The sequence below is a fragment of the Paenibacillus solani genome, assembly GCF_001277345.1.
Lineage (GTDB): Bacteria > Bacillota > Bacilli > Paenibacillales > Paenibacillaceae > Paenibacillus_AQ > Paenibacillus_AQ solani.
Genome location: NZ_LIUT01000001.1, coordinates 109,519 through 134,077, shown reverse-complemented (window position 1 = coordinate 134,077; position 24,559 = coordinate 109,519). Strand labels below are relative to the sequence as shown.

Here is a 24,559-nt window from a genome sequence, read left to right as displayed (position 1 = left end):
GCCGCCACGAGCTTTTGCCGTATCTGAATACTGTACAGCCTCACCTCCTTGATGTCACTAACGTTCTCCATACTCAGCCCTTCAACGAGCCGATCATGACGCCTTTGACAAAATGTTTCTGGACGAAAGGATATATGATGAGCACCGGCACGCTGGCAACGACGATCAAGGAATATTTCAGCAAATCCTTAAGCCCCTGCTGCGCCTGCATCTGGCTCACATCCGCCATCATGGAAGCATCGACTGTATTCAAAATAAGAATATTGCGGAGAATGATTTGAAGCGGGAACAAGTCAGGTTTTCTTAAGAAGATCAGTGCATCAAAATAAGCATTCCAATGACCGACCGCATACATCAACGTCATGACCGCAATAATGGGTTTGGACAGCGGCAGAACGATGCTGAATATGAACCGGATATCACTGCATCCGTCCAGCTCCGCGGCTTCCGCCAATTCATCAGGAATCGTGGTTTGAAAAAACGTCCTTGCGACGATAACCTGGAATACCCCCAGCGCCCCCGGCAAAATCATGGCCCAGCGCGTATCCAGCAGATGGAGATTCTTGACGACGAGGTAATAAGGAATCAGTCCTCCTTCGAACATCATCGTAATCACCAGCAGTACCATGAAGAAATTACGGCCGTAAAGCGTCTTCTTCGCCAGCGGATAAGCTAGCATAATCGTTAGTATTACATTGATGGTCGTGCCGACGACGGTGTAAAAGAGGGAATTCAGATAGCCGACGCCGATTTGCGGATTATTGAACACCGCCTTGTAGCCGTCCAGCGTAAAATCTACGGGAAACAGCCAAACCTTGCCCGTTACGACTGCCTGAGGCGAACTGAAGGACGAGCTTACAATGTAGATCAGTGGTACAGCTACAGCAATGAGAACCAATGACAAGAACAGATAGATCAAGAACATGAACAGGCGATCGCCTTTTGATTCACGTATAGCCGTTTTATTAAACATAAAGTCTCCTCTCTTTCCAAAGTTGGTTTTGTTTTTTCGAAAAGCGGGATATCCCTACCACAAGCTGCTGTTAGACAGCTTTCTGGCGATGTAATTGACGGACACCAGCAAAATGAGGTTAATGACCGAGTTGAAAAGACCGATCGCCGTCGAGAAACTGAAGCTGGATCCCAGCAAACCAACCTTGTACACATAAGTGGATATGACTTCTGACGTGCTTAAGTTAAGCGGATTTTGCATCAGGTATATTTTTTCAAAGCCTAGTTTCATGATGTTGCCCAGATTGAGAATGAGCAGAATGACCGATACGGGTATAAGACTCGGTATATCAATGTTCAGAATCTTTTGAATGCGGGATGCGCCATCCACTTTGGCCGATTCGTACAGCTCCGGGTTGACGCCGGACAGCGCTGCAATGTAAATAATCGCTCCGTACCCAGTAAACTGCCAGACATCCGACCAGACGTAAATGGACTTAAACAGACCCGGAATGCCCATAAAATTCGTATTACTCATACCAAGCATCTCAAAAAACTTGCTGATCATCCCAACGTTTGGCGTCAGGTTGACGACAATGATCGAAACCATGATGACCGTAGAAATAAAATATGGGGCATAAGATACCATCTGTACCGTCTTCTTGAATAGACCGTTGCGAATTTCGTTTAGCGCGAGTGCCAGCAGGATCGGTGCGGGAAAGCCTACGATCAATCCATAGAAACTGATGCCAAGTGTGTTTTTAATGTAGAGCCAGAAATTCGGCGAATCGAAGAACTGGTGGAAATATTTCAATCCGACCCAGTCGCTTCCCCAGATTCCCTTGATGACGTTATAATTTTTGAATGCGATTACAATACCGGCCATCGGTACATATTTGAAAATGATCAAATAAAGAACGGGCAGCAGCAGAACGAGATACAGCTGCCAATGACGCATAATTTGTTTTCTTCTTGACCTTCCTCTTCCCCCTTCTGGCAGCGCTTTCAATTGTAGGGGATGTTTCTGGTCCAGGCTTGGTTCGGTTTGAAGCCTAGAGTTCAGTCTCGGCATGCTGGTTAACTCCTTTCGTCCATTCCTACTTTCAGGTCCTTGCGATGTAAACCGAGTGTATACAATAATGTCATCCGGCAACAAGAAACAAAAATAAAATCGACTAACCTTTTTCGCCAAGGTCTCCTCGCAAAAAATGCATCAAGGTTTACTGGAGGCGAACGGACCGCCTCAAAAACGGGTACATTTCCAAGCAAAAAAGGCAGCGATGTTTGATCGCCGCCTTAACCGTTTTCTACTGCTGAATCATTTTCTCCACGCTGCTGTGCCTTCCGGCCATTCCGGTATTCGCCCGGGGTAACTCCAGCTGTCCTCTTGAAAACGCGGGTAAACGAAATGGCATGGGCGTATCCGACCCGCTCTGCAATCTCCTGCACGGAATAATCCGTTTCCGTCAGCAGCCGCTTCGCTTCCTTCATTCGAATATCGATCAGGAAATCAACGAACCTTTGTCCGGTGTTTTCCTTAAACAATTTACTTACATATTTGGCGCTCAGCTGATACTGGTCTCCCAGCATTTCAAGGGAGAGATCCGGATTGGCATAATCGCGCTCGATTAGGCTGCATATGTTTCTGATCATATTGGAATATTGGTTTCCATCCTGAATCTGTTTCATCTGTTCATAATGATCCGTCAGCACTTGTTTAATTTCCTGTCTCAGCTGCTCCAAGGAGTAAGAATTGTCTACCTTTACTGTCAGCTTCGGCAATCCCTCCTGTATCCACTTGTTGTAAATTTCCTTGCCCAGTCCCGACATTTCGCGGCCGATATAATAGATCATGTAATTCATTAAGCTGAATATTTCATCATTGGTCAGGAAGCTGTTCTTCAGCTGTTCAAACCATTGATCGTAATCATTACTCCAATGATCTTTCAGCAATCTGAAAGACTGGATGATCGAGCGGATTTCTCCCAAATGCGTATAGACCTCGACGATGCCATGGCTCGAAATATCCTCGCTTCGAATCAGCCGGTTTTCACCGAGCACGATTTTATACTTTAAGGCTTGCATCGCATCTTTATAAGACTGCGGAATGTCGCCAATTTGATCTGTGGATCCGCCTATGCCAATCGTAATCGTAAATTTCAAATTTTGGTGTGTCCATGCCAGGATTTGTTCTGCAACCGAGACCAGTACGGCCTCCTCGAACTTGTCCTGATCCCGTTCTTCAAACATCATAATGGATAGATTGGAAGGTGACGTCCATTCCGACCACAGCCGGCAGTCCCTTTTCGAAGCGATCTCATCCACGACCGTCCGCAGGGTGAATTTAAGCAGATCTTGATCGGTCTTGGAATAATCCCGGCAGAAATCACCATACTTATCGATTTCAAGGATGAGGATACGATATCGATCCAGCGGCAGTGGTAAATTCAGCCGAACAGCTTCCGATTTCCATTCGGAAATAGACAGATGCGAGTCCCCTTCGATCAGCTGGCGGAACATATACCGGGTCCTGACATGGAGGTCCTCGCGATATTTCTGCTGATATTCCTTAGATTGTTCCAGTATGTTGTCAAAGGCGGATTCAATAAAAGCAAATTCATCCAGCTTTCCCTTCCCCCGACCTCCGCTCACCATCGGAAGCGAATAGCTGCTGAATCGGGCGGCGATTGCCTCAATTGGCTTGGAGTTGCGCCTAGAAACATAAATCATCCATAGGAAGCCGATGGCAATCATACCAAGACCGATGATAAACCAAAGGTTATACAGATAAGAGATAGCGCTTACAAAACTGTTGTTCAACAAACCGCTGCCATATTTCCAATTCGTATAGCTTGATACATACTGGGAATTGACTTGGGATGGCGGGCGATCCATCGAGGTGCCGAACAGATGATTTCCGGAAGCATCCTGAACCTGAATGAAGCTCATCTTGGAATCCAGCATCTCTTGGGTAAGCTTGTTCAAGGATTCCGCGCTCACATTGACGACGATCATGCCAAAGTCGTTCTTCATATAAGGCGATCCTCTGACCAGGCTGACCACCTGTTTGCCGCCCTTCATTGTAAATTGTTCAAAGTTTCTCGCGCCTGTCCATTTCGGCGTTTTCGATACTTGATATTGCTCAATAAATTCATGGTCCGGATATGTACTTATATATCCATTCGTAGCATCGCTGAGCACATAGCCGTCCGAATTCCTCACCAGATAAATCGAATCGATCAAGGGATAATAATTAATAATCTCCTTGAGCTTCTTAACAGCTTGGATATTGATATATGGATCGCTCACGGCAGAAGATTTGAAAAAATCGTTCAAAGCCTTGCTGTTGATGCTCTCAAGAACGATCATATTGTCGATCACCTTCAGAGACGTGTCCACCATGCGCATCGCTTGCAAGGAAAGCGATTTATTGGCACTCAGTGCCTCCCGCCGGCTCTGTTCGCTGAACAATTGAAAGAAAACAAAAAATATAAAGGTAATCACAATAACAAAAATGGGCATATAGGAGAGCAATAGACGCTTGTACCAGGATCTCTGCATGATCAACCCTCCCACGTTTTTTCTTAAATTTTTTATTATTATAACTTAAAAAGCACCTCTTAGGTTATAGTTCTTCATAGCCATCTGTTCCATGGGACTAGACGCAAATTCCGTTCCGTACAACAATAGACACCGAAAGAACATGTAAAAAAACCAAGGGATACAAATCCCTTGGCCCACTGACTAACTCCTGCTTATAGTTCGAAAAATCTACCAGGCAATTGGCTTACGTTCACGAAAGTAGCCTCCATTAGGACCATCTTCGCCAAGTAGCGCTAACCAAACAGCCGTATCTGCTCCTTCCAACTTATTCACTTTTCAAAACATCATTAAAAATTTGTCCTTCTCCATCTATATTAATGATTTTAAGACGATTCGTTTTCTTGACAAATATGCTCTTATACTTTTCTCTACCATTTTCATCCGACAGTAGAAGAATACGTTTGCCTTCATTATCCGTCACTGTTGTGAAGGTAACGTCTTTTAGATCGATATTCTGCATAATGGTGTTATATTCAGGTAATGTAGACCACTGATTATGGTTGGTATTTTCTGTTGTTGGCTCTTTGTCTTCTTGGTTAGTCTCTTCTTTTACAGGCTCTTTGTCATCCTGTTTGACTTGCGTCTGTACAGATTGCTGGTCTGCCTGCACGTCATTGCTGTTATTCGCTTGATTACTATTACAAGCTGTTAGTAGTGTGCCAACTGCAACCAATATTAAGAGCGCTTTGTTCATTGTTGTCATCTCCTGTTGTCTTAGTTGTAGTATATTTGTACAAACTATTATTCTATCAAACATTTTTCATGTATAGATATCTAATCTATATTTCTGATTTTCCGCTCAGTAATCTTCTACTTCTTAAAAAACTCATACTCCCGTCTCCAACTCTGGCTCTCTCCAGGCTGAATCGCAATCTTGACAAAGACCTCCGGCGAGACAACATACCCTACTCCCCATAAAGCCATGGAAACGACAGGGAAGTTATCCCACTCCCGAATGCCCACACCACTCGGCTGGTGAACAAGCTCCCAGGTTGGACCGGACACATTACTGATCTCAGGCAATCGCCCATAGAAAGGCTGGCTCGGAATTTCGTTCCACGATACCTTCAAATCCTGAGTACGCAGTACAGACGGCGTATATTCCGGATCCATATCCTGTGTATGCATCATAACCGGAAGCGTCATCTCATAATCGGGACCGATGGAGTGCTGATCAACACGAATAAAATTATGCACGTATTCGTGCGTCTGAATGGGTTTGACACCAGTATTATGAAGGTGATACTCCAGAATTAATCTAGAGTCCTTTAATTGAATACTCTTGATATACTCCACTGCATAACCGTTACAATCTTGAGCGTGGACTTTATATCTGGCCGATTGCGCTGCAATATCCTCCTCCATACGATAAGGTTCAACCGGATATGTACGTGCGAAGTTATAGTCTGCTTCATCAAGACGGGTCAGCTGCCCCACACCAATCTTCGGGAACTTGCCTCCAGGAAGCGCCTCGTCATAGCCGATCGGGTCAAATATACCAAATTCGTTGCAAAGTCCTTCTCCGCCTGTACCCTCATTCGGAATCAAGCTTTCAGGGACACAGAAGGTATGGAGTTCTTCCTGCTCATCCTTCCAGCTCACCTGCGTAATAAAACCCGTCCAATCAAATCGTGTTCCACGATAAGCTTCTCCTATAGAAACGATCTCAACAGATAGTCTATCATTCTTTAAATTGTATCTCATGATTTCCCCCCATTTATCGTTCAATTAGTAGATTAAAGATCGAAACCCTAGCTATTCTTGCTCCGGCTAGGGTCTCATATCTAATCAGTTCATTCCTTATTTAGCGAAAAGTGTAACCTCTATCGTGTGGAGTTGATCATCCGCTAACGCGCTCAGCAGCTGACGATCTAGCAGACAACCATGTCCTGCAGCTGCATAAGAGATAATCTCACCATTCAACTTTACTTCTTGCACGCGATATTGTCCATAATCAAGCTTGCTTGCATTGCGATAGATGATTCGCAGTTTCTTATCTGCGAACAACGTCTCGACAGATGCTTCCCCATTCATATCAAACTGCTGCTCTACAAGCTTCGGTTCCAGAAGCAACTTGCCCAGCTTCCCTTTTACACCGAAAACTTCCGTCAATTCTGTGAGCAATAGCCAGCTGGCCGATCCTGTCAGAAAGTGATACATTCCACGGCCTTTCGCGTTGATATACTCCGGAATGCCGGGATAGATGCGGCTGCGCTCGAAATCACTGCTGAGTTCATAGACCGATTCAAGCACCGTCCGGCCTTCACGGACAAAGCCGCGCTTATACAGTGCGTTCGCATACATGACCGTCATATGGCTGAACATCGCACCATTTTCTTTATGACCGAACGCAAAGCCGAATGCACGTCCCAAGTTCTGCTGAATGCCGCCAAAACGCGAATTTAATCGATAGCCAATCTTGTCATCCTTCAGGAATTGATCCACCGACTGTACTGTCTCACGAATTTGTTCTTCAGTTGCGACACCACTCATGATCGGGAATACTTGTCCGGTCAAAGTCATGCGCACGCCCCCCGGTGTATCTCCCTCTACACGTTCACCATCATTATTGTAATAGCCATTGAACCAGCTGTAACCTTCGCTATTCTGAATCCATTCATTCTGACGAAGATGCGAGATCATCCAGTCCGCTTTTTTCATCAGATCTGCAGCCAGCTGTTCGATATCAACAGACACTTTAACCCCGCTTACCGTTGTCAGTACCGTATTGTAATAACGCTCCAAGCGTTCACGCTTATCTGCTATCGATGCATAATCAACCTTTTCTGCTGTTAATGTATCTAATAAATCCAGCATCTCCTCATTGATCTCTACATGGCTTACTCCCGTCATTTGCTTCACTTGCAGCAGCATATCGCTTAAATCCTTCAGATTGCCAGCATAGAATGCGGTGAACGTAACGCTCTCGCCCAGCTTGGTCGCCATATCCAGGCCATCGTTCCAGTCTGCGCCTTCAAGTAAAATATTGTTGTGTGCGCCCACATGATAGAACGGAATGACATTTTGGATTAATATATGCTCGAGAATAGTGCCTGTATAAACAGCTCCATCTGCCGTCTTCAATTGCTGGCCCGCCTCGGGAGCCCATCGATCATCACGCGCTTTCGCACGCTTCACGAAGGAATCTTTGAAATACGTCTGCGGCTCGAACAGGAATTCAGTATCTCCGCTCTGATCCAGGTAGAGCTTTGTCGTTAAGAACGGCCATGCGCCATGATCCATCCATACCCGCGGGATATTGTTGCGGTCTGCACGGAAATCCCCTGGCTTAGAACCGATAATAGTTGCATTACTGCCGTCCATACGCACGCCCGCATAGTTATTCCACAGGAGATTACGCACATCTTGGGGCTCCATAATGAGCAGCGCCAAACAGTCCTGCCAGAGATCACGCCAACCGCGGCCGCCACGTCCATAATCGTGATGCGGCAAGAAGGAACAGCCAAACAGACGACGTAATACCGGCTGCAGCGTTACCCATTTCATCCACTCATCATGATTGGAATCGCCGGAATAGAATTCGACCGTTCCGACTTTCGCTTGCCAGAATTGTTTATTGTCCTCAAGCAGCGCATCAAAACGAGCCGCAGACAGATAATCCTTCTCATACTGTTCTTCATTCACGCGTCCATTCGTAATCGCCATGGCAATCACATAACTTAGCGATTCGCCTGGTGCGAGGATACGATCTTTAAAGCGCAGTGCTCCGACAGACTCATACCCATCAATCTCAGCTCCGCTAGTCTCATGCGCTGCCGCATTCGTTACAATAGCTTCTGGCCAGTCATAGCTGCCACCTTCGCCTATGAACTCTTCCCCAATTGGAAAATATCCAACTGGAGCTGTTCCATCGGCTTCACTTCCGAGAACAGAATACGCGGTCTCATTCACCCGGTGTCCGCGCTCATCAAAAGATAATGTCGGCTGCACTTCAACACCATGCTTCATCGTATATGTACGATGGAGCAAGGAGGTTACATGCCTGTGATCACGAATATCATCTGCTGAGCGCGCGTAGAATGGAATCGCCGCTGTTGGCGTTACTCCGATATCCTTGTCACTTATATTCGTAATTTTCACTTGCATGAGTTCGACTTTATCGTCCGTCATGGGGACAAAACTCGTGGCTTCGGCACGAATACCGAACTTCTTATTCTGACGTGTAACACGATGCCAGAGTAATCCGGCCTCCAAGTGAACCTCATCTGCCTCATCCATATTCCCGATGCGAGAAGTGATCTGGCTTGCCGAGTTTCCAGCAGCAGACCAAGCTCCCTTTCCTTCTATATACACCCAGAAATTTCGTCCTGCCCGGGAATTATGCAAATCCTCAGCGGATACAGGCGCTAACAGGAATGAGTTCTGATCCGCCTTACTGTCACCATGCCATGTTGGTGTAATGGATGACATCATCCCCGCTTCGTTCACAAGCGGAAAATAAAGATAACTGCTTCGATCAGGGTTTGCTAATTGGAATTCCCCATGCTTCCCTGTAAATGTCCAACCTGCTGTTAGTTTCTTCTGTGTCATATTTCTCCATCCCTTCAACTCAGCTGAACCTGCTCAATGTAATGCCTTGTATTCATCCGTCCGTTATTGTAATGTAACTTCGATTCGGCTCACATCTCGATTACGTACAAGTAACGCATGCTCCTCATTCGATACGCTCTTCACCACATGAATTGTCCGGCCATCTTTCAGCGTCAACACCATATCGGACACCTTGGCACCGTGCTCTCCAAACGTATCTTTTCTTGAAGGATTATGATAGACAACCTCAATCTCACCCAAGAATACAGCTTGGATCGTATCGTTATCATCGAACAACCAAGCTGGCAGCACTGGCTGCAGCTGAAGCTGAAGCCGTCCTTCTTCCATTACGAATGGATGCTTGCCCCACATCATTAGATTCCACATGGATATAAACTCAGCTGTAGATCCACTTAGTCGAGCAACAAAGCCCCTTCCGTGCAGTGAAGGATCAGGGTTTACACTACTGGCGATGAAAGAGCTGTTCTCAAGTGTGCTCCGCCCATAAACAGCAGGATCCAGGAATGGTACAAGACCATGCTTAATCTCGGTGAAGAACTCGTTATAAAGTTCTCCCTTCAATAATTCCAATAGATATTTGTATGACATATGCAAGAATACAGAGCCGTTCTCCAGCCAGCCTGGTGTAAATGCTCTGGAACGTCCGATTTCCGGAGTCGTCTCAGCCAGAGAGGCATTTACCTTGTACATTTGAAGCTTGCGATCATACAGTTCTGTCTCTTGAATGCGCTGATAGAGATCACGCTTGCTTTCAGCTTCCGTGATTGTCTTCATCGCACGCACAGGTCCTTCCAGGAAGTATGGCAAGTCCACTCTGCGGAATGAAGTCACCCGTACAAAAGACTGCCCTTTTGCGTTCGTCCGCGGCCCTTTATAAGGTTCAGTTACAGGTTCATAATCTACTGCCTCATAAGCAAAAAACGTTGGATAGACGCCGTTACCGATTTCCAAACCTTTGGCGATTCCTCGCTCAACATGCTGCAAGAATTTATGAATAGCCTGCTTAATATCAGAAACCACAAGCTCGCTTAACTCACCATCGAAGCCAAAACATACCTTCTCACGATAGGCTTCACGCGCACTGGACACCTGATCCCAATACTTGAAGGTATCCGCGGGCTCCTGAGAGGAAGCTAGATATTGATCCAATAAAGCTTCAACTTCTTCCAGTAATTTAGCCAACTCTACAGGGATAGAGATTGTCCGCTCATGACTCTCCACCTGTTCGATGAAGGCAAGCACTCGCTGCAGCTCGCACAATTCCCCGAAGCCTGAAGCGAATAAGCCCGGTAAACCATTCAGGGAATCATTCCATCCCGGTTTGTTCGCTTCCATCTCCACACCAATCCCTTCCGGATCAAGTGTGGCGAATTTCAGCAGTGCCAGGGATACTAATTTTTCAAATAGGCAGGTCTTATAAATCTCACCATGACCTTGCTGTGTACGAACCCATGTCTTAAGGGTCTTACGAGCATTAAGCAGATGTTCTTTCTCTTCGCTCTCACGCAGCGCCCCGTATCTCCGAACCTTGCCGTCCGTAAGCACCGTCTTCTGATCGCGCGGAAGAACGTCAGCAGGACTGTCATAATACATATAAGATTTATCATCAAACAGCAGCTGTTCTTTCCGATCCGGATATACGGACAGATAGCTCTCAATCAGGTCCATATTATAGGTCCAGTGATCAATCCAGTATCCTTCACCGAACACAGCTTCCGCATATTGCTCCGACTCAGATAACACTTCGAGCAAAAATGAGTCTGCATCCACGTTTAGTTCTATGCGCTGATTCTCGATAAATTCGAGCAGGACGCCTGGTGTAAAGGAATTGCTTAAGAAGCTCGACACCTTCGTCCGGTCTTGTTCGCTTACCCATGACATCCAGCTTTGCGCCGCGTCATCTTTTAGACGGAAACTGCACCCTTGAATGACAAGCGGGTTGTAACCGTCAGCTTGAATAAAGTTCATGAACATTTTCACGTTAAAATCCTTCACATCCGGATTCATTAACGTATCACTGCGGCGGTTCTGATTCGCATCCCGGAAATTTCCGTTTCCTTGTGAATAATAGCTCGGTGCCACAGTAAAAAAGTTATAATCCCGCTCCAAATCCCCATGCTTTCTGGAATACACATGATAAATGAACGGTTCTTCCGGGTTACCACTGTCCAGTGTAATCGGATGTCCTCCGCGAAGGGCATTGTCCATATAGCATTGGCGACAATACGCATCAAAACGCTTATCCGCAGTCTTTGTTGCAATGACGTTCGTCAATTGCTCCGTTAACTCACGCGCTTCATTCAGCTTCTGTGCAATGTATTCGCGACTAACAAGCTCCACTTGTTTTGCATTAATATGCTCTACATCATGTACATGCCCAATGAGGGTATACACATCATACTTGCCTCCCCCAGGGAGCGTTACATCTACCGCCGCAAAGCCGCTTGGTACCTTGTTTGTCGTTACTTGCGGCCGTGTCATCAACTCTTGAAGAGATGCGTCCCTGAAGCTGTCAGCTGTGATCAAAGAGCTATTACTTCCAAATATAAGATCTGCATCCACAATCGGAGACAGAACTTGCTCTTTAACGCCATCATCACCGAAGGACAGCATGAAATGCCCACCCTCAATGCCTGTAACCTCAGCTGAATCCGCTGTGCTGGCACGCAGTTTATAATACGGAATGTTCTGCTCCAGATTATAAACCTCCATCCAGCTTTTCAGTGTATAACCAAGCTCCTTATAAGCTGCATTCGACAACCCGTAAGGTAGAATTCCTGGCAATCCATCAATCACTTCAATCTTCTTCTCTTCCGAATGCAAGTTTTGAATCGTCACTTGGCGTACCAGAGCAGCGAAGGATTCATTCGGCAGGATAAAGTAAGTCACCTTCACCGCAAGCCCTCTAGCTTCATCAACAGATTCAATCTGCAGTGTATTCGCTTCGATCGTCATCCGCTCTTGGACGGAAGCTGATCCTTTCTGATATGAAAAAGGCTCATGAACCTGACCATCAAGCTTTATAAACGTACGAAAGCCTTGTAATGGTACCGCTTGATAAGACTTGTTAGCAGGTTGGAACTCCAGGATCGCACCATCCTTGTCCTGCACTCCGAAGCTTGCAATCCCTTGTCCACGATTGACATAGAAGCTCCACAATGGCTTTCCTTTCAAGCCCGCTAATCCTGGTAAAAAGGAAGCAAACGGCTTCAATCGGTTATAATCTGTTATCACAAAACGACCTTGATCATCAAATATGTATCGCTGTTTCATCTAGACCATCCCCTCACATTCAAAATATGCATGTCTCTACAAACGAATGTTCAGTAACATAGATAGAACCGCAAGTCGTAATCCTACGACTTAACGGCTCCATCTAATGCTCCATCTACGATGTACTTCTGAATAAATACATAAAGAACAATAAGCGGTGCGGCAACGATCGTAATTCCACATGCTAGCAGCGGCCAGTTGTTTCCGTACTGTCCTTTGAATTCCTTCAAGCCTGCAGTAATCGGCCAGTTGCCTGGACTGGACAAGTACATGATCGGTCCTACAAAGTCATTCCATGTAGCGATCGCTGTCAAAATAACCCCTGTTGCAATGATGGGCTTCATAAGCGGCAATGCAATCTGAAGAAGAAAGCGGCTGTATCCGCAGCCATCCATACCCGCAGCTTCGTCCAGATCACGGCTGATGGATTTGATGTAACCTACGAACATCATAAATACGACTCCAGTGCCCGATGTCTTAAGCAGGATGTAACCGATTTGTGAGTCATATCCCATGAATGGCAAATGATCCTTAAAGAACAACATCAGCTTAAACTGCGAAACCATCGGATTCGGCAAAAATTGAGACATGATAAAGAAAAAGTAAATCAGTCCGCCCCACTTCACATAACCACGTGCTATAGGAAACGCAGCGAAAAGTGAGATCAGAATCGTAAACACTGTAGAAGTTCCCGTATAGAGCACGCTATTCACGAAATAGTTCGAGAAAGAACCTTGCTTCCATGCTTCTGTATAGTTAGAAAAATTAAAATTCTGAACAATTCCAAGCGGATCCAGCAAATAATCATTAAATGATTTAAACGATACATTGAATACGAACAGGAGTGGAACCACATAAAGAATGAGCAAAATCGCGACTAATGAGTAGGACAGGAGGTTGACTGATTTTGATCTCTTCATTAATATTCCACCTCCCGCTGACGCATTTGCTTGACAGCAACAACAACAAAGACCAGGACAACAAGGAACTGCAGTACAGACAAGGCGGCTGGAAGCCCCATATCGAGACTGCCACGGAAAGTTTCTTTATAAACGTCATAAGCCATGGTTCTTGTATTGAAATTACCGTCTGTAGTAGCCAAAATAATATCGAATGTTTGCATTGCACCAATGATGGATAAGAGCATATTTACGGTAAAGGATGGAGCAATAAGAGGGAATGTAATGCTCCGGAATGCTTGCCAGCGACTCGTTCCATCAATATGTCCAGCTTCATAGAGATCTCTAGGTACAGATTGCAGACCTGCGAGGAAAATCAACATGGAATACCCCATATACATCCAGATTTGTACGAAGATGATGTAGTTAAAGGCATGAGTAAAGCTTCCAAAGAACGTATCCTTATACCCGAATACACTATACAATTGTTGAACTGGACCACTGATTGGATCAAACATCAAAGACCAGATTAGAGATACTACCGCTACACCCAGTACAACAGGCAGGAAAAAGATAGCGCGATAAGCTTTATCTCCTTTCAGCCTTTGGTTAAGGACGACAGCAACGAGCAGCGCAATACCATTTTGCAGAATCGTTACAACGAACATAAAGTATAGTGAGCGACCTATAGAAGCCCAGCGTTCTGACGAGTTACCTGAAAACAACAAGCTTTTATAATTATCCAAACCGACAAAATTAACTTCAGTTCCCGGAACATTCTTCATATCCGTAAAAGAATAGATTACCGTCATTACGGAAGGCCCTGCATAGAACACCACATATAACAGAAGTGGGATGAGTAATAGCAAGTAAGGAATTAATCGCTTACTACCTCTTCCGAATGGATACATAAAGTACACCTCGCAATTCCTTTTTCACAACTCTAGAACTTCATCCTCACATTACGGTAACTCAAGGAGTACCTGTGATATGAAGTACAGGGTCTGAACAAGTACTTGTTCAGACCCTGTAAGCAGACATTATTCAATAACTATTGCTTAGGGGCAGCACTGTCCCACTCTTTTTGTTGAACCTCTGCTAGTTCCTTCGCAGTCTTGAATTCACCGCCTGGAGCCAAGTACTCTGTATGAACGCCTTCTGCAGCCAAGTGCTCTCCAACGTTTTCACGGTTAATCATCAAGATTTCATAAGCCAATTGGAAACCATCCATATATGGCATAACTTCTTCATCAAAGAATTTGCTATCTGTTTTTACATCTGGCATTGTAGGCAAGAAACCTGCTGCTTTAACAAATTGTGCGTAGATATCTGGCTCGGAGAAGAACTCAAGCCATTTAATTGCTCCTTCTTTGTTCTTACCTTTCTCAGCTACGTACCAAGTCATATCGTATTTACCAACAAGTGCTTTATTCACATCTGCATTTTCTGTTGCTGGAATTGGGAAATAACCAAAATTCAAGTCAGCGTTAGCTGCTGCAACCGTTGGAGCTTCCCAAGAACCATTCGGCATCATTGCTACTTTGCCAGTTGCGAAGTAAGATGGAATTGTACCGTAATCAACACCCATAAATCCGTCCATCGTGTATTCATCTTGAATCGTTTTCATTTTTTCTAATACTTCAACGGCATCTGGATCTGTAAATTTGGAGGTACCCTTCCATACGCCTTCGATAAACTTCTCTTGATCGCCGCCGCCAAGAATATGTGCTTGCAAACCGAATGCAGGCAATTTAAGAGGCCATACATCTTTACCTGCCATACCGATTGGAGTAACACCATTTTCTTTCAGTGTATCATTCAGCTTAATGAATTCACTCCATGTTGTTGGAACTTCCAATCCATATTTCGCAAAAATATCTTTATTATAGAAGATACCAGACATCACAACTTTCCCTGTTGGGATACCGTATACTTTGCCGTTATATGTACCAGCTTGTTCAATATCGCTTGGGACATAGTTTTTAATAAAATCTTGACCAGTCAAATCTGCGATGAGACCAGAATCAATCCATTGCTGCCAATCCGGCACTTTTGCACCAGGAGTCCATTCTTTAGGCGAAAGTCTCATACCTGACAAATCAGCAAAGATATCTACATCACCAGCAGTGATCCGAGTACGGCTTGCTTGTTTGTATTCATCATCAGGTCCTGTCGTTATGTACTCGATCTTGTATTCAGGATATTTCTCTTCAAATTGTTTGTTGATGTCTTCAAGTACTGTATTGATGTTGCTTTGCTTCCAGTGAAGCATTTTAATTACTTTCTTCCCTCCGGATTGATTGGATCCAGAGTCAGCAGATTTCTCGCTTCCACCGCATGCTGTCAACCCAACAACGAGCGAGGATGCAAGTAGTAGTGCAGACAATCTTTTCAACATGAGATTGACCCCCCAGTTTGTTTTGTAATGACTTATATTCCGAAACATTTCGAAAACGCTTTCCATTTAATCAAGTATATATGATTTAAGACCAACGAAATTTTCGCAATTCACAATTTATATTTCCGAAATTGTTTCGTGAACCTATTATTGCACCACTTCATGCACTTGTAAAGAGATTTTCTTCATAATTTTGGCTTTATTGACTTCTGTTCATAAACAAACTACAATTAATCAACGAAAATATTTTTCGTAAACTATATATTTCTAATCTAAATTACAGATTTTAATAGCTTTTTCACGAATATCACTTTCGAAAAAGAGGGGTTCATGGTGAATAATAAAACTATCGCTAAGATGGCTGGTGTCTCATTATCCACTGTCTCAAAAATTATCAATAATTATAGTGACGTTTCTGAAGAAACAAGAAATCGGGTTCTTGAGATCATGCGCAAGACAGGTTACACACCCGCGCCTTCGTTAAAAAAATCTAACTTAATCGTTGTTATCTTTGCGGGTAAGCAAAATGTTGATTTTACTCACCCTTTCTTTAATGCAGTATTAAATTCATTTAAGAAGCAGATTGGATCTCTCGGTTATGACTTGCTGTTCTTAACAAATACAAAGACTGATGGCGAAGAAAATGACTATCTATTGCGCTGTCTATCGTACCAGGTGGCTGGTTGTGTCATTATCTCCGGTCAAGAAATTGAACCTTCTATAGACGCTCTAGACCAGAGTGATATCCCTTGTCTTGGCGTAGATATCAAGCTCACAGGTAAGAATTCAGGATATATCATGTCTGACAACTACAAACTGACTTCTAAAGTCGTTGAACATTTCTACTTGATGGGATATCGGGATTTAGGATATATCGGTAGTTCAACTTCATCGAACATTTCGAATATTCGAGAATCGGGTTACCGTGATGCTATGGATGCTTTAGGGTTAACAATCCATCCTGAATGGTTTGTTAACGGGACAGACTTCTTCGAGCAAAGCGGTTATCATGCGATGAAGAAAATTCTGCAAGCTGAGAAGCTACCTCGTGCGATCTTTGCTGCTTCCGATCTAATCGCCATTGGCGCGATGAGAGCTATCGAAGAACATAATTTAAAAGTACCAGAGGATATCGCAATTATTGGTTGTGATGATATCGAGGCCTGCAAATATACAAAACCTACACTAACAACAATGAGACAAAATAAAGAGAAACTGGGCGTTCTCTCTGCCCTCATGCTCTATGACCTTATCAATAATCAAGCTAGTACAAGTTCCTTTGTTGTAGAACCTGAACTTGTAGTCCGTAATTCTTGCGGCAACCAGAATGGCAGCTATGGCGTTTACTCCTCTTAATAGAAAAGAGAAAACCTAATCTATTGCAACCACAAAAAGTGCCTGCTCATCCTTTGAGCAGGCACTTTTTATATTACGACTGGCCATGAATATTTAAAGCAGCGGGTTCTCGTGTTTCGCTTTTAGAATCGACCAGCGCCGTTCCACTTCTTTTTCAAATTCACCAAGCATTTCTTTGTTTTCTTCCTTGAGCAGATGTCTTGATTTGCCCATATATTTCAACCAATCGCTGAGCGGTATCCGTTTCTTCTTCGCATCCGGATCGAACGTAATGTTCGTCTGTCCCTGCTCCACTTCATACAGCGGGAAGAAGTTTGAATTCACAGCTGCGCGAACGATGTTCTCCCCATCCTTGTCGCTCGATTTCCAGTTCAGCGGGCATGTGATCAGCAGCTTGCCGTAGACAGTACCTACATTCTGAGCGTACCACTGCGCTTTTGCCGCCTTTTTCACCAGATCCTGCGGGAATGCTTCTGTCCCCGTAAATACATACGGAATATGCGCCGCCGCCATCATTTGCACCGTATCTTTGTGATGGAACGCTTTGCCCTGCTGCTGTTTGCCGACACCGGACGTACTGGTCATATGCCCTAATGGTGTGGAATACGAAAGCTGTGCACCGGTGTTCATATAGCCTTCATTATCATATTCCAGAATGATCAGGTTATGGCCCCGCAGCGCCGTCCCGATGGCCGAACCCATCCCGATGTCCATGCCGCCGTCGCCGGTCACCATCACAAAAGTGAAATCCTCTGGAACTTCGATTTCCCCACGGCGTTTCTTCTCAAGGAACGCTTCTACCGTGCCGGATAAAGTAGCCGGTCCGTTCTGGAACAAGTTATGAATGAAGCTCTGCTTATGCGAGTTATACGGATAACCCGTTGTTGTGATATAAGCGCAGCCTGTATGGAATAAAGTGACGACATTGCCTTCGATCCCTTTAAAAAAGAGCTCCAGCGCTGGGAAAATACCGCAACCCGGGCAAGCTCCATGACCGGAAGCAAACCGTTTCGGTTTCGCGGCAAGCGCCCTCATCGGCGGCACTTTAACTGAAAGCTTATTTGTCTCCTCATCCACCTTTACAGTGATCAGGCCGGATTTAAAGCTATCCCCATTCATCGGGGCAATGACCAGCTGCAGTCTTTGCTCCTCATCTCCCGGCGTTTGGCCGTAATAATCAAACGGCACTTTAGCATAACCGAGCTCCATTGCCTCGATCGTCAAGGCAAAAAAGGCTTCCGCGTCATCTGCGTAATAATCTTTCCCGCCAAGGCCAAATATGCGGGACAGCACGATAGGCTGCGGACCACGGATTTCCTGCAGGGCCGCTTTGACCTCATGGGTCAGATTGGCCCCATGTGCACCGTAAGAATCGGCGCGTTCGCCAACTAGCAGCGCTTTGACACCTGTCAACGCCTCACGAATTTCCTTCGCTGGGAAAGGCCGGATAATATTCGGACTAATTACGCCCGCTTTAATTCCTTGCGCCCGCAGCCGGTCCACGACGTCTTTGGAGGATTCCGCCGCCGAATTGAGCAGGAATAAAGCCACCTCCGCGTCTTCCATACGGTACAGATCAAGCGGTGAATAGGATCTTCCGGACAAAGCCGCGTATTCCTCTGCCACTTCCTTGAATACCTCGCCCGCACGGTACATGGCGTTTGACTGCTGGAAGTGGTTGTTCATCAAATCGTCGCCGTTCATATAAGCCCCAACAACGATCGGGTTGTTATCGTCCAGCACATGTGGATATTCAGGTACCTGTTCCCCTACAAACCCCTGAACGGTTTCCCGGTTCGTAAATATTTGCACCCGGCGTTTCTGGTGCGACGTGAAAAATCCGTCATAAGCTACAATGACCGGCAAGCGTACGTCTTCATGTTCAGCGATGCGCAGTGCCATGATATTCATGTCATAAACTGCCTGCGGTGAACGAGCGGTCAAAATCACCCAGCCGGTATTCAGACCGTAGTAAAGATCCGAATGGTCACCGCGAATATCCAGCGGTCCGCTGACTGCACGCGTCACCAGGTTCATGACCATCGGGAAACGTGTGCCCGCCTGCACAGGAAGCTGTTCGATCATATACAGGAAACCGTTCGCGCTGGTAGCGTTGAATACCCGTGCTCCGGCTGCGGCTGCACCGTAGCAGATCCCCGCCGATCCATGTTCGCCGTCAGCTGGAATCAGCTTGATGTCGTGTTCGCCGCGCGTACGCATCATGTCAAGATATTGGGCGATTTCCGTAGACGGTGTAATCGGAAAATAACCCATAATGTGATAGTTAATCTGGGTAGCTGCCATGGCAGCCATTTCGTTGCCCGATTCGAAGACTGCCGTTTGGGCGGCCGTCACCTTTTTCTCTGTTGTTTCTTGAATTTGCATACTCATGATCTGACTCCCTCCGCAGTTAAATAGGGAAATGGTTGTGGCACACGGTGCTGCTCCGCATAATGCGGCTCTTCTAACATGGCAGCCAAAGCGGTGGTCGGGCAAGCTTCGATACACTTCAGGCAGCCTTTGCAATACTGATAATCGATACCTTTCATAAACATCTGCATGTTGCCGCGCTTATCCGGTTTCTTCTCCCACACGATGCAGAAATCCGGGCATACCGTATCGCAGGCGGCACAGTTAATACAGTCCTCTATCTTGTACTCTGGCAAATATCCTTGACGGGAGCCGCTAAGATCCTTCAGGACACTGTTTGCCGTAACGTTCAGAATCCCGCCCAGCTCCTGCGTTTCATATCCAAGAATCGGCTGCGGTCTTGCGAAAGCAATCTTGTCTATAAGCTCTGAACCATTTCCTAAGGAAAGGAACTGAACTTCGTTATATCCTCTGTCAAAAGTCCGCAAATTCGCTTCCACGAGGTGGGGCAGCTTTTTCTCAAACGTTGTGCGAATTACCTGCCGCATGTCGTCCGGGTTTAGGAAGCTGCAAATCCGGAACAAAGCACCAAGCATCGCCGTATTCACTTTGGTTTTTTCCTCAACGGAAATTTTCAGCGCATCAACTACAGCCAGCGTTCCCTGTGTCATGCTCAGATCTGCTGCCACTTCTGAAAGGTCTCGCGCTGTATTAACAAGCGCCGTTCCATTAGGCTGTAATCCGCTTATGACATCTATTGTCTTGTACAATGCTTCATGAAATACGCCAACGACATGCGGCTGCTCAATGGGACTGTGATCGCGGATTTCCACCTCGGGATCGCAGAACCTTACGAAACTCTTCACCGGCGACCCTTTTTTCTCCGAACCATAACTGGAAAAATTCGAACCGTTAAGTCCCGAGCCGGTGACCCCGGCTTCGGCCAGCATTTTTCCGGCCAAATTGGCACCAAGCCCGCCGATGGATTCGAGACGGATCTCGAAAAATCCCAGTTCATTCTTTTGGGGTAAAATCGACATGTTCTCTCCTCATTTCTTCTTGGTTCAATAATCTCAGTTTAAAAGAAGAAACGAGACGGGTTTGTGATTAGTCTCACAGCTGTCAAAAATAGTGATTCCAATCACTATTCCGGCTGTAACACCGGAGTATACTGTCTTCAACAGTCCAATTGCGAGGCAATCTCATACAGACCTTACGACAAAAAATCACGAAATTGGAGGAGAAATAATGAATAACAACGCCCAAGAGACCTTAAAGCATCAGCCGTCCATGTTCTGTTTTCAATGCCAGGAAGCATCCAAAGGAACAGGTTGTACCATTGTCGGAGTATGCGGCAAACCGCATGACGTGGCAAACCTGCAGGATTTGCTGATTTATCTGCTGAAAGGTATCTCTTTTCTCAGTCTGGATGTCCAGCTGCCGGAGGTGCTTGAACAGCGCGTATCGCTGTTTATTATGGACTCCTTGTTTGCAACGATTACAAACGCCAACTTTGACCGCGAGGTTTTTGTGGGTAAAATCCGGGAAGCGATAGAGCTCCGCGACGAGGTGCGCGCCTATTATAACGAACAATATCCGGAGGGAACCGCCAATCTCCCTGATGCTGCCTTCTGGGAAGCGGATAACGAAGCTGCTTTTGATGAAAAAGCACGTACGGTTGGTGTCCTCTCGACCCGTAACGAAGATATTCGCTCGCTGCGCGAATTGATTACTTACGGCTTGAAGGGGATGGCTGCTTATACGTACCACGCGCTTCATCTGGAGAAGGATGATAATGAATTAAACCGTTTTATGCGCCGTGCACTTGCCGCCACATTTGATGACAGCCTTGAAGTGCAGGATCTGGTCGCTTTGACGATGGAAACCGGTAAATACGGCGTAAACGCCATGGCGATGCTTGATGAAGCGAACACCTCGGTTTACGGAAATCCGGAAATTACGAAGGTAAATATCGGGGTTAGAAACCGGCCCGGCATTCTTATCAGCGGCCATGATCTGAAGGATTTGGAGGAGCTGCTGAAGCAGACGGAAGGAACCGGCGTGGACGTGTACACGCACAGTGAAATGCTGCCTGCTCACTATTATCCGGCATTCAAGAAATATGAGCATTTTGTAGGCAATTACGGAAATGCCTGGTGGAAGCAGAATAGCGAATTTGCATCCTTTAACGGACCGATTCTGATGACGACCAATTGTATCGTTCCGCCGAAAGACAGTTATAAGGACCGTATTTATACAACAGGCAACACCGGCTTTCCGGGTGTCCGCCATATTCCAGAAGGAAAAGACGGTGCTCCCAAAGACTTCTCAGCACTGATCGAGCAAGCGAAAGAATGCCCAGCTCCAACGGAACTTGAAACGGGTGAGATCATTGGCGGCTTTGCTCATGCTGCTGTGATGAACGTGGCCGATCAAGTCGTCGATGCCGTGAAATCCGGCGCGATCCGCCGCTTCTTCGTCATGGCCGGCTGTGATGGACGGATGAAATCCCGCAACTACTACACCGATTTTGCGGCTGAACTTCCGAGGGATACGGTCATCCTGACTGCAGGCTGTGCCAAATACAAATACAATAAACTGGATCTAGGCGAAATCGGTGGTATTCCACGGGTTCTGGACGCTGGTCAATGCAATGATTCTTACTCCCTGGTCGTCATTGCATTGAAGCTGAAGGAAGTATTCGGCCTTAAGGATATTAATGATCTGCCGATTTCCTATAACATTGCCTGGTATGAGCAAAAAGCGGTGATCGTACTGCTTGCCCTACTCTATCTTGGCGTCAAAAATATTCATCTTGGCCCTACGCTCCCTGCATTCCTGTCGCCTAACGTTGCCAAAGTCCTCGTGGAAAACTTCGGGATCGGCGGCATTACCAATGTGGAAGATGACATGAAAATGTTCCTTGGTGCCTAAAAAAAAGAATGCCCCTCGCCGGGGCATTCTTTTTTTAAAAATCCAGTAATTTCATAGCATCCTGAGCCGTAGTTCATAAAAATACTGAACAATGGTATGCTATAACTTCATTTTCTCGCTCATATTTAAGATTCGCTTTTTGCCAACGCGTCTGTCCACCAAAGCACTTCATCCATAGGAAGGTCTCGCTTTTCCTTTAATAACTTCAACCTTTTTAGCCCCTGCGTCCTTCGCTATCTCTAACGTTGTTTTACCTTGAGCAGCAACTATCACGCCTGTAGCCAGCATAGAGACAACTAAAGCTGCGCTGAGGGCTGTGAAAATCTTCTTTCTGTAGCAATTGACCATGACCTTACCTCCAATATTTATTTTTGTGATAAGCGGTTGTTAATCAATTACTTAGATTTCACTAATTAATATGTTATATATCCCTCTAGTAGGCTTCTTTTAATTTTTTTTGTTGAGTAGTCTATTTGGTGATATTATAACGCACTGGCAATGATTGTAAAAGGTTTTTTTCCTTGAACGAGCGTTCCTCAATCATAAGACAATTAAAGCGATACGCACGCTACATCAGCGGTGTAGAGAGGGGAAATCAGACCAAACCAATAGCGCCACTCTCCCACATGTGTTGAGTCGAAAGTGACAATAAACACGCATGTTTTATTTTAGTCTATCATCGTACATCAATTGAATATGGATGCCGAACGGGTCTTCAATAATGCCGTATGCTTTGCTAAACACATTGCTGGATAATGGAACAATGATTCGCACTCTATCGTCTGTAGTCAAGCTCTTGTAAAAATGTTCAATTTCTTCTAAGTCTGCACTTTGAATACACAATGAGGTGTTGTTGCCGACTACATATTTTTCTGCGGCATCCATTGGATTTTCGGCCAGCATAACTTTTGTTTTTCCGATGGACAAGACGGAGTGAGTAATATATTGTTTGTTTTCATCCGTAAGCTGCACCGAGCTGTCGCGTTTTGCCATATCTTCATAGGTTACAAGCAATAATTCCTCTGCGTTAAAATGTTTTTTATAAAAATCGATCGCTTCCTTGGCTTTTCCGTTCATGGACAAGAAAATAGCTACTTCTAGCGTTGCACTCATAGCACCAGTCTCCTTTTGGATCATAACGTTAGGCAATTTGATGTATACCTTAAGCTTATTATAGAATATAAAGGTAGCAACTTTTGACACCATTATAAGGGGATTTACGGTGAAGAAATCAGAAAGATTAAATGACATGATCAGATATTTAAATGGCCGGGAGTTCTTTAATTTAAGTGACTTAATGAATCAATACCATATTTCAAAAAGCACAGCCTTGCGCGATATTAACTCATTAGAGCAATTGGGTATGCCCATTTTTTCGGAACAAGGCAGACATGGACGATATGGCATTTTAAAAAACAGATTATTATCTCCTATTATTTTTACGATGGATGAAGTATTCGCTCTGTATTTTGCCATGTTGACGTTAGAAGCTTATCAATCCACGCCATTTCATCTAAGTGTCAATCAACTAAATGAGAAATTTGAAAACTGTCTTTCTAAAGAACAAATCAAGCAAATTCACAACATGAGAAGAGTCCTGCAATTTGAAATGTATCAGCATCATCATGTGAGTCGTTTTTTAGATCAAATTCTAAAAAGCATTCTCAATGAGAGCACCTGTAGGATTCAATACGCAAAAAATAATCAGGAAAAAAGTTACCATGTTCAATTTTTCAAAATTTCCGCCAAGTTTGGTCAATGGTATGCAACTGGAATAGAGTTAAATTCCAATAAACATAGAGTTTTCAGATGCGACAGAATAATCTTTATGAAAGAAGAGAATATCGGTTCTCACTTTTCCTTAGATGAACTCGTGAGTCGCTCATTAGAAATGTACCGTTCTGAGATTAGTATTGACTTTGAAGTCGAGATTTTAGAACAGGCAAAGGATATTTTTTATAAAGAACATTATCCTTCGATGAGAATGGAAAGTGGCGATAAGACTGTTATTAAGGGGTTCTATAATCCAGGAGAAGCAGAATTTATAGCCGACTATTTTATGAGATATGGTCATTATGTTATGTCAGTGGAACCTGAATCATTAAAACAAATGATCCAAGATCGAATAGAGAATCTTTCAAATCACTATCGAAAGCTATAAAAACCGCCATGTTTGGGGTCTTATTGTGATGTGCAAGTTCAC

17 protein-coding genes and 1 pseudogene are annotated in these 24,559 nt (G+C 44.9%); 3 read left to right on the top strand and 15 right to left on the bottom strand.

Annotated elements, in window-relative coordinates; all coding sequences use genetic code 11:
* Positions 1-73 precede the first annotated feature (73 nt).
* The 10 genes from AM231_RS00635 to AM231_RS00590 all read right to left on the bottom strand — a co-directional run bounded on the left by AM231_RS00635 (position 74) and on the right by AM231_RS00590 (position 15,696).
* The gene (locus tag AM231_RS00635; RefSeq protein WP_054400849.1) at positions 74-973 is read right to left on the bottom strand and encodes a carbohydrate ABC transporter permease; all 900 of its coding nucleotides are present in this window, start codon (positions 971-973) and stop codon (positions 74-76) included.
* Positions 974-1,027: 54 nt separating this feature from the next.
* On the bottom strand, positions 1,028-2,023 hold the full coding sequence (locus AM231_RS00630; protein WP_082341513.1) for an ABC transporter permease: 996 nt from the start codon (positions 2,021-2,023) through the stop codon (positions 1,028-1,030).
* 224 nt (positions 2,024-2,247) lie between these two features.
* Entirely contained in the window at positions 2,248-4,512 is a 2,265-nt protein-coding gene (locus AM231_RS00625) for a helix-turn-helix domain-containing protein (RefSeq protein ID WP_054400848.1), read from the bottom strand.
* Between the two features lie 307 nt (positions 4,513-4,819).
* The gene (locus AM231_RS00620) at positions 4,820-5,248 is read right to left on the bottom strand and encodes a hypothetical protein (RefSeq protein WP_054400847.1); all 429 of its coding nucleotides are present in this window, start codon (positions 5,246-5,248) and stop codon (positions 4,820-4,822) included.
* A gap of 116 nt (positions 5,249-5,364) precedes the next feature.
* On the bottom strand, positions 5,365-6,258 hold the full coding sequence (locus AM231_RS00615) for a hypothetical protein (RefSeq protein WP_054400846.1): 894 nt from the start codon (positions 6,256-6,258) through the stop codon (positions 5,365-5,367).
* Between the two features lie 96 nt (positions 6,259-6,354).
* Positions 6,355-9,105: a GH36-type glycosyl hydrolase domain-containing protein gene (locus tag AM231_RS00610; RefSeq protein WP_054400845.1), complete on the bottom strand. Its 2,751-nt coding sequence runs from the start codon at positions 9,103-9,105 to the stop codon at positions 6,355-6,357.
* Between the two features lie 63 nt (positions 9,106-9,168).
* Positions 9,169-12,399, bottom strand: coding sequence for a hypothetical protein (locus AM231_RS00605; RefSeq protein WP_054400844.1), 3,231 nt, complete (start codon positions 12,397-12,399; stop codon positions 9,169-9,171).
* Between the two features lie 83 nt (positions 12,400-12,482).
* Positions 12,483-13,319: a carbohydrate ABC transporter permease gene (locus AM231_RS00600; protein ID WP_054400843.1), complete on the bottom strand. Its 837-nt coding sequence runs from the start codon at positions 13,317-13,319 to the stop codon at positions 12,483-12,485.
* On the bottom strand, positions 13,319-14,209 hold the full coding sequence (locus tag AM231_RS00595; protein WP_054400842.1) for a carbohydrate ABC transporter permease: 891 nt from the start codon (positions 14,207-14,209) through the stop codon (positions 13,319-13,321). The genes AM231_RS00600 and AM231_RS00595 overlap by 1 nt, the downstream gene beginning before the upstream one ends.
* A 140-nt stretch (positions 14,210-14,349) precedes the next feature.
* Positions 14,350-15,696, bottom strand: coding sequence for an ABC transporter substrate-binding protein (locus AM231_RS00590; protein ID WP_054400841.1), 1,347 nt, complete (start codon positions 15,694-15,696; stop codon positions 14,350-14,352).
* Between the two features lie 330 nt (positions 15,697-16,026).
* Between AM231_RS00590 and AM231_RS00585 the strand changes: the two genes are divergently transcribed.
* Complete coding sequence (locus AM231_RS00585; protein WP_207383517.1) at positions 16,027-17,052, top strand: LacI family DNA-binding transcriptional regulator; 1,026 nt, start codon at positions 16,027-16,029, stop codon at positions 17,050-17,052.
* 93 nt (positions 17,053-17,145) lie between these two features.
* On the opposite strand, the gene AM231_RS00580 is transcribed toward AM231_RS00585, so the two are convergent.
* Entirely contained in the window at positions 17,146-19,443 is a 2,298-nt protein-coding gene (locus AM231_RS00580) for a thiamine pyrophosphate-dependent enzyme (protein WP_054400840.1), read from the bottom strand.
* The gene (locus tag AM231_RS00575; RefSeq protein WP_054400839.1) at positions 19,440-20,462 is read right to left on the bottom strand and encodes a 2-oxoacid:acceptor oxidoreductase family protein; all 1,023 of its coding nucleotides are present in this window, start codon (positions 20,460-20,462) and stop codon (positions 19,440-19,442) included. The genes AM231_RS00580 and AM231_RS00575 overlap by 4 nt, the downstream gene beginning before the upstream one ends.
* Before the next feature lie 208 nt (positions 20,463-20,670).
* Between AM231_RS00575 and hcp the strand changes: the two genes are divergently transcribed.
* Positions 20,671-22,356 carry a hydroxylamine reductase gene (hcp, locus tag AM231_RS00570; protein ID WP_054400838.1) on the top strand — a complete coding sequence of 562 codons (1,686 nt, stop codon included), beginning with the start codon at positions 20,671-20,673 and terminating at the stop codon, positions 22,354-22,356.
* 99 nt (positions 22,357-22,455) lie between these two features.
* On the opposite strand, the pseudogene AM231_RS30600 reads toward hcp, so the two are convergent.
* The 3 genes and pseudogenes from AM231_RS30600 to AM231_RS00560 all read right to left on the bottom strand — a co-directional run.
* Positions 22,456-22,521 (bottom strand): annotated as a pseudogene (locus AM231_RS30600) (SF0329 family protein); the annotation flags it as partial.
* Between the two features lie 3 nt (positions 22,522-22,524).
* On the bottom strand, positions 22,525-22,704 hold the full coding sequence (locus AM231_RS00565; RefSeq protein WP_054400837.1) for a hypothetical protein: 180 nt from the start codon (positions 22,702-22,704) through the stop codon (positions 22,525-22,527).
* 315 nt (positions 22,705-23,019) lie between these two features.
* A complete protein-coding gene (locus AM231_RS00560) occupies positions 23,020-23,469 on the bottom strand; it encodes a VOC family protein (protein ID WP_054400836.1) in 450 nt (149 codons plus the stop codon).
* A gap of 109 nt (positions 23,470-23,578) precedes the next feature.
* Between AM231_RS00560 and AM231_RS00555 the strand changes: the two genes are divergently transcribed.
* Entirely contained in the window at positions 23,579-24,517 is a 939-nt protein-coding gene (locus AM231_RS00555; protein ID WP_053489865.1) for a helix-turn-helix transcriptional regulator, read from the top strand.
* The last annotated feature ends 42 nt before the right edge of the window (positions 24,518-24,559 follow it).

What these genes read in the sequence shown, in the direction of transcription:
- AM231_RS00585 (WP_207383517.1), top strand. Translation starts at nt 16,027, where the DNA reads ATGGTGAATAATAAAACTATCGCTAAGATGGCTGGTGTCTCATTATCC.
- AM231_RS00580 (WP_054400840.1), bottom strand. Translation starts at nt 19,443, where the DNA reads ATGAGTATGCAAATTCAAGAAACAACAGAGAAAAAGGTGACGGCCGCC.
- hcp (WP_054400838.1), top strand. Translation starts at nt 20,671, where the DNA reads ATGAATAACAACGCCCAAGAGACCTTAAAGCATCAGCCGTCCATGTTC.
- AM231_RS00595 (WP_054400842.1), bottom strand. Translation starts at nt 14,209, where the DNA reads ATGTATCCATTCGGAAGAGGTAGTAAGCGATTAATTCCTTACTTGCTA.
- AM231_RS00610 (WP_054400845.1), bottom strand. Translation starts at nt 9,105, where the DNA reads ATGACACAGAAGAAACTAACAGCAGGTTGGACATTTACAGGGAAGCAT.
- AM231_RS00565 (WP_054400837.1), bottom strand. Translation starts at nt 22,704, where the DNA reads ATGGTCAATTGCTACAGAAAGAAGATTTTCACAGCCCTCAGCGCAGCT.
- AM231_RS00630 (WP_082341513.1), bottom strand. Translation starts at nt 2,023, where the DNA reads ATGCCGAGACTGAACTCTAGGCTTCAAACCGAACCAAGCCTGGACCAG.
- AM231_RS00615 (WP_054400846.1), bottom strand. Translation starts at nt 6,258, where the DNA reads ATGAGATACAATTTAAAGAATGATAGACTATCTGTTGAGATCGTTTCT.
- AM231_RS00590 (WP_054400841.1), bottom strand. Translation starts at nt 15,696, where the DNA reads ATGTTGAAAAGATTGTCTGCACTACTACTTGCATCCTCGCTCGTTGTT.
- AM231_RS00635 (WP_054400849.1), bottom strand. Translation starts at nt 973, where the DNA reads ATGTTTAATAAAACGGCTATACGTGAATCAAAAGGCGATCGCCTGTTC.
- AM231_RS00620 (WP_054400847.1), bottom strand. Translation starts at nt 5,248, where the DNA reads ATGAACAAAGCGCTCTTAATATTGGTTGCAGTTGGCACACTACTAACA.
- AM231_RS00575 (WP_054400839.1), bottom strand. Translation starts at nt 20,462, where the DNA reads ATGTCGATTTTACCCCAAAAGAATGAACTGGGATTTTTCGAGATCCGT.
- AM231_RS00605 (WP_054400844.1), bottom strand. Translation starts at nt 12,399, where the DNA reads ATGAAACAGCGATACATATTTGATGATCAAGGTCGTTTTGTGATAACA.
- AM231_RS00600 (WP_054400843.1), bottom strand. Translation starts at nt 13,319, where the DNA reads ATGAAGAGATCAAAATCAGTCAACCTCCTGTCCTACTCATTAGTCGCG.
- AM231_RS00625 (WP_054400848.1), bottom strand. Translation starts at nt 4,512, where the DNA reads ATGCAGAGATCCTGGTACAAGCGTCTATTGCTCTCCTATATGCCCATT.
- AM231_RS00560 (WP_054400836.1), bottom strand. Translation starts at nt 23,469, where the DNA reads ATGAGTGCAACGCTAGAAGTAGCTATTTTCTTGTCCATGAACGGAAAA.